The sequence below is a fragment of the Pseudochrobactrum sp. AO18b genome, assembly GCF_000409565.1.
In the GTDB taxonomy this organism is placed as follows: domain Bacteria; phylum Pseudomonadota; class Alphaproteobacteria; order Rhizobiales; family Rhizobiaceae; genus Pseudochrobactrum; species Pseudochrobactrum saccharolyticum.
In genome coordinates, this window is sequence record NZ_ANNO01000088.1 from 1 (window position 1) to 3,614 (window position 3,614).

Annotated in this window: 5 protein-coding genes; 4 read left to right on the forward strand and 1 reads right to left on the reverse strand. The window is 42.7% G+C overall.

The window, feature by feature from the left end; all coding sequences use genetic code 11:
* Nucleotides 1-112: 112 nt before the first annotated feature.
* The 4 genes from A918_RS21260 (at nt 113) to A918_RS0104070 (ending at nt 3,327) form a co-directional block, all read left to right on the forward strand.
* Nucleotides 113-1,594: a YadA-like family protein gene (locus A918_RS21260; RefSeq protein ID WP_084664620.1), complete on the forward strand. Its 1,482-nt coding sequence runs from the start codon at nt 113-115 to the stop codon at nt 1,592-1,594.
* A gap of 63 nt (nt 1,595-1,657) precedes the next feature.
* Nucleotides 1,658-2,488, forward strand: coding sequence for an invasion associated locus B family protein (locus A918_RS0104060; protein ID WP_022709816.1), 831 nt, complete (start codon nt 1,658-1,660; stop codon nt 2,486-2,488).
* Nucleotides 2,489-2,497: 9 nt separating this feature from the next.
* Nucleotides 2,498-2,950: a DUF4189 domain-containing protein gene (locus tag A918_RS0104065; RefSeq protein WP_022709817.1), complete on the forward strand. Its 453-nt coding sequence runs from the start codon at nt 2,498-2,500 to the stop codon at nt 2,948-2,950.
* Nucleotides 2,951-2,979: 29 nt separating this feature from the next.
* Nucleotides 2,980-3,327: a hypothetical protein gene (locus tag A918_RS0104070; RefSeq protein ID WP_022709818.1), complete on the forward strand. Its 348-nt coding sequence runs from the start codon at nt 2,980-2,982 to the stop codon at nt 3,325-3,327.
* Nucleotides 3,328-3,347: 20 nt separating this feature from the next.
* Here the strand turns inward: A918_RS0104070 and A918_RS0104075 are convergent.
* The coding region (locus tag A918_RS0104075) for a hypothetical protein (protein WP_028233365.1) at nt 3,348-3,614 on the reverse strand (267 nt) is incomplete at its 5' end.

Sequence of the window (3,614 nt, forward strand, 5' to 3'; positions counted from 1 at the left end):
AGAAATGGTATGCTGTCACCAGCACACTTTGAACAGAACCACAAACTGAAGACGAAGAGTGTCTAATAAACTCGGGGCTATTCAGACTCGTCTTATTTAAAGGAACGACTGCATGAAACACGTTTCACGCGTAACAATCACTACCCTTATGTGTAGCACCGCATTTATTATGATTGGTTTAATGAGCAGTGATGCATATGCTAATGATAAAAGCTGCGCTGTCAAAGACGGCTATCATGGTGGTGCGTCTTACTCAAAAACAGGTAGAACAGGGCCGGAAGGCGAAACTACAACATATACAGTAAATGCAGTTTGCGCCGAAGGCGATGTTGCTATGGGTATTGATAAAAATGGCAGACTTCGACCTGTTCATGAAATTCTAAATTCGTTGGTTGGTGGAGGTGGCACCCCAACAAATCAGCCTTATCCAAATCCCTACGTTTCTGCATCCCTCGGTTCAGGCTCGATTGATGATATTAATAGATCAATCGACAAAATAACCGATAATATCACTAATATTACAAATAAAGATAAAGATCAGGACGGTCGTCTCGACGGTCATGATAAAGATATATCTGACCTGCGTGACAAAGATAAAGAGCAGGACGGTCGCTTAGACGGACATGACAAAGACATAACAGATTTGCGCAACAAAGACATTGAGCAAGATAATCGTTTAGATGGTCACGACAAAGATATTGCAGCTATCAATGATGGTGCTGTTTTCTATAATCGTGATCAAGATGGTAATAAAACCGGTGGTGTTACGCTCAATGATGGAACCGGCAATAATGTTCAGTTGGGCAATGTGGCAGCTGGTATCGACACCAAAGATGCTGTGAATGTTGATCAGCTGAATGGTGCGCTCGCTGGCTTAGGTGGTGGCGCTTCCATCAATAATGATGGAACTGTAAACGCCCCTACATACACAGTAGGCGGTGCAACCTACAACAATGTGGGCGATGCACTTATCGCAACGAATAAACTTGGTGTCCAATACGTTGCTGACGAAAAAGGTAATCCTACAAATACCGTCGCTCTTATCGGTGATGGAACTGGAAAACCTGTATCTATTACCAACCTTGCAGACGGTGTTGCAGATAATGATGCTGCAAATTATGGTCAGGTCAAAGACCGTGTTTCTTATGATAGAAATGAAGATGGATCACGCTCAAACACCATTACATTACAAGGTGGAAACTCAGCTGAAACTGTGAAAATTTCAAACTTGTCTGACGGTGTGGCCTCAAGTGATGCTGCAACAGTTGGACAAGTTAATCGTGGCATACAGGGATTACGTGATTACACAGATAATCGATTGGATGCTCTGGCCGGTCAGGTTTCTGACGTTCAGAAAGAAGCACGCGGCGGTATTGCCTCGGCAATGGCAGCAGCTGGTTTGAGATATGATGATCGTCCTGGCAAGGCTTCGATTGCAGGTGGCTTAGGTGGATTTAAAAATGCACAAGCCATTGCAGCTGGCGTTGGTTACACAACCGAGAACGGACGTTTTCGGTTGAATGCAGCTGTTGGTCATTCATTCCAGTCTAACGATACATCGTGGAATGCTGCCGCGAGTTGGACTTTGAATTGAACGCACTAATCAAGGTCGCTGTAAAGCGACCTTTTGCGTTTTCAGTTACATGGAGTTGAGCGTATGAACTACAAGCTCATTAAATTCATATCTACATTTTGTTTAATGCCAGTTGCAACATTTGCACAGGCACAAACACCTGTAGAAAATCGCATTGAAGCAGCCTTCAAAGAAACCGATAAAGGGCTGGATTTATCATATCTTCAATCTGCAACAGTTTATGAAGCTGGTGAAGAACTAGATATGGGCGATTTGATAGAATTAAAACGAGGCTTTGGTGACTGGTATATGTCTTGCCAAATTCGACCTTCAAAGAATTTGCGCATATGTGCAGTTGAACAAAAAAAAGGTGAGGACGTTTATACCGTCCAATTTAGAATTGCACAAAACAAAGAAAAAAAACCTGTAGCAATTATTGTTTTACCTTCGTTTTTAAAAACTGATGATGGATTAAGAATATCTTTTTCAGGTCTGGAGAAAACAATTGAGAAAGATGAATTTCGTTGTACCCCAACATTTTGTATTAGCGGTTTTCCATTTGAAGGATTTGTTCAGTCTGCAATTACGCAATCTTCGCGTATAGGATTTTCCTACACAGCACTTGGCTTTAGCCCGTCCGAGGAAGAAAAAGCCATTAAGATAACCATGAAAATGGATGGGTATGAGCAAGCCTTAAACGCTGCTGGAAATGATCCATATGGAACAGTTGTATCAACCAAGGCCGCGAAAGAAATCGCAACGCAAACAGCGAATGAAAAAGCTGCCGCTGATAAAGTAGCCAAAACAAAATCCATTCCAAGCACAAAACCTAAAGCTGTAGTCCGGTCAGCACCGGCCGCAGAAAAGAAAAGTGTTGAAGTCACTAAACCAAACTCAACACGCGGTCTTTATTAAGGTGTAAAAATGCGAAATTTCTTTAAAACAATCTGCATCGTCTCGGTATTTATATCAGGCTCTGCATTAGCTGCTGACCCTGTAATTCTCGATCAAGTACCTACACCACCTGAGAGTGACAGTATCGGAATTTGGGGCGCTATTGCGTACTCAAAAGTTGATCAAAAGCGCGGTATTTTTTGGGGGGCAGATACACGCCAAGAAGCTGAAGATACAGCTGTGAAACATTGTTTAAGCGTGAGCGGAACAGATTGCAGTATCGTGCAAACCTTCCGTAATCATAGACATATCAATGATGATGATGGAACATTCCCATACAATTATTGTGCTGTGCTTGCTGTGAATGAACAGAGCGGTGATTTTGGCGTAGCAAGCGCAACCACTCTTAAAGACGCAAAACAAAATGCAATGAATAAATGTGGTGCATCCACCTGTAAGATTGTGGAAGAAGGTTGCACTTAATTCAATCATACAACCCAAAGGAGAAACATATGAGTAATAATAGCATTGTCTTGATTATAGCTGTGGTGCTTGCTTTGGGTATAGGCATCGGGACTGCAACCATTATGCAGTCCAATAGTTCAATTACAATCATCGAGCCAATGGCACCGGAGGCAGTCAGCCCAACTCAGGAAGAAGCCCAAGTTGCGTTTCGTGCTGCTAATAAGGCTTATCCGGACGCTAAGATGAAACTCGGTGACTGCGCAAAGAATAATAATGGCCTCGGTGTTATATGTGTCGTGGAATACAGTTTGATGCCGAAGTATGGTGGTATGCAATCGGCACAAGTTTTATTCGCCAAGAATAACGGCGCTTGGCAAGCTGTTCTAGTCGATTAAAGGCTCGCTTAGATAGCCCGTTATACGGGCTTTCCAATCAGTTTCTGCTTCTCAGATTCCTTTAAATCGCTACCTTGACGCAATACAAAAGCAGCAAAATATGCAAGTTTTGTTTGCTCTTGTTTTTTGTTTTTTGGTTGGAAATCCAGCAGTTCTTTACGCAGGTTTTCTTCAGTGTTTTCACCGGAATTTAGCGCTTTTGTATGAGCAGCACAAAGCTGTTTTAAATTTCGCATTACCTTTATCCCTTTTAACCGCGCAGCGGCCTTACCCCGCAAGGGGCCTGC

Bases quoted from the DNA above. Each gene is read 5' to 3' on its own strand.
- A918_RS21260 (WP_084664620.1), top strand. From the start codon at position 113: ATGAAACACGTTTCACGCGTAACAATCACTACCCTTATGTGTAGCACC.
- A918_RS0104060 (WP_022709816.1), top strand. From the start codon at position 1,658: ATGAACTACAAGCTCATTAAATTCATATCTACATTTTGTTTAATGCCA.
- A918_RS0104065 (WP_022709817.1), top strand. From the start codon at position 2,498: ATGCGAAATTTCTTTAAAACAATCTGCATCGTCTCGGTATTTATATCA.
- A918_RS0104070 (WP_022709818.1), top strand. From the start codon at position 2,980: ATGAGTAATAATAGCATTGTCTTGATTATAGCTGTGGTGCTTGCTTTG.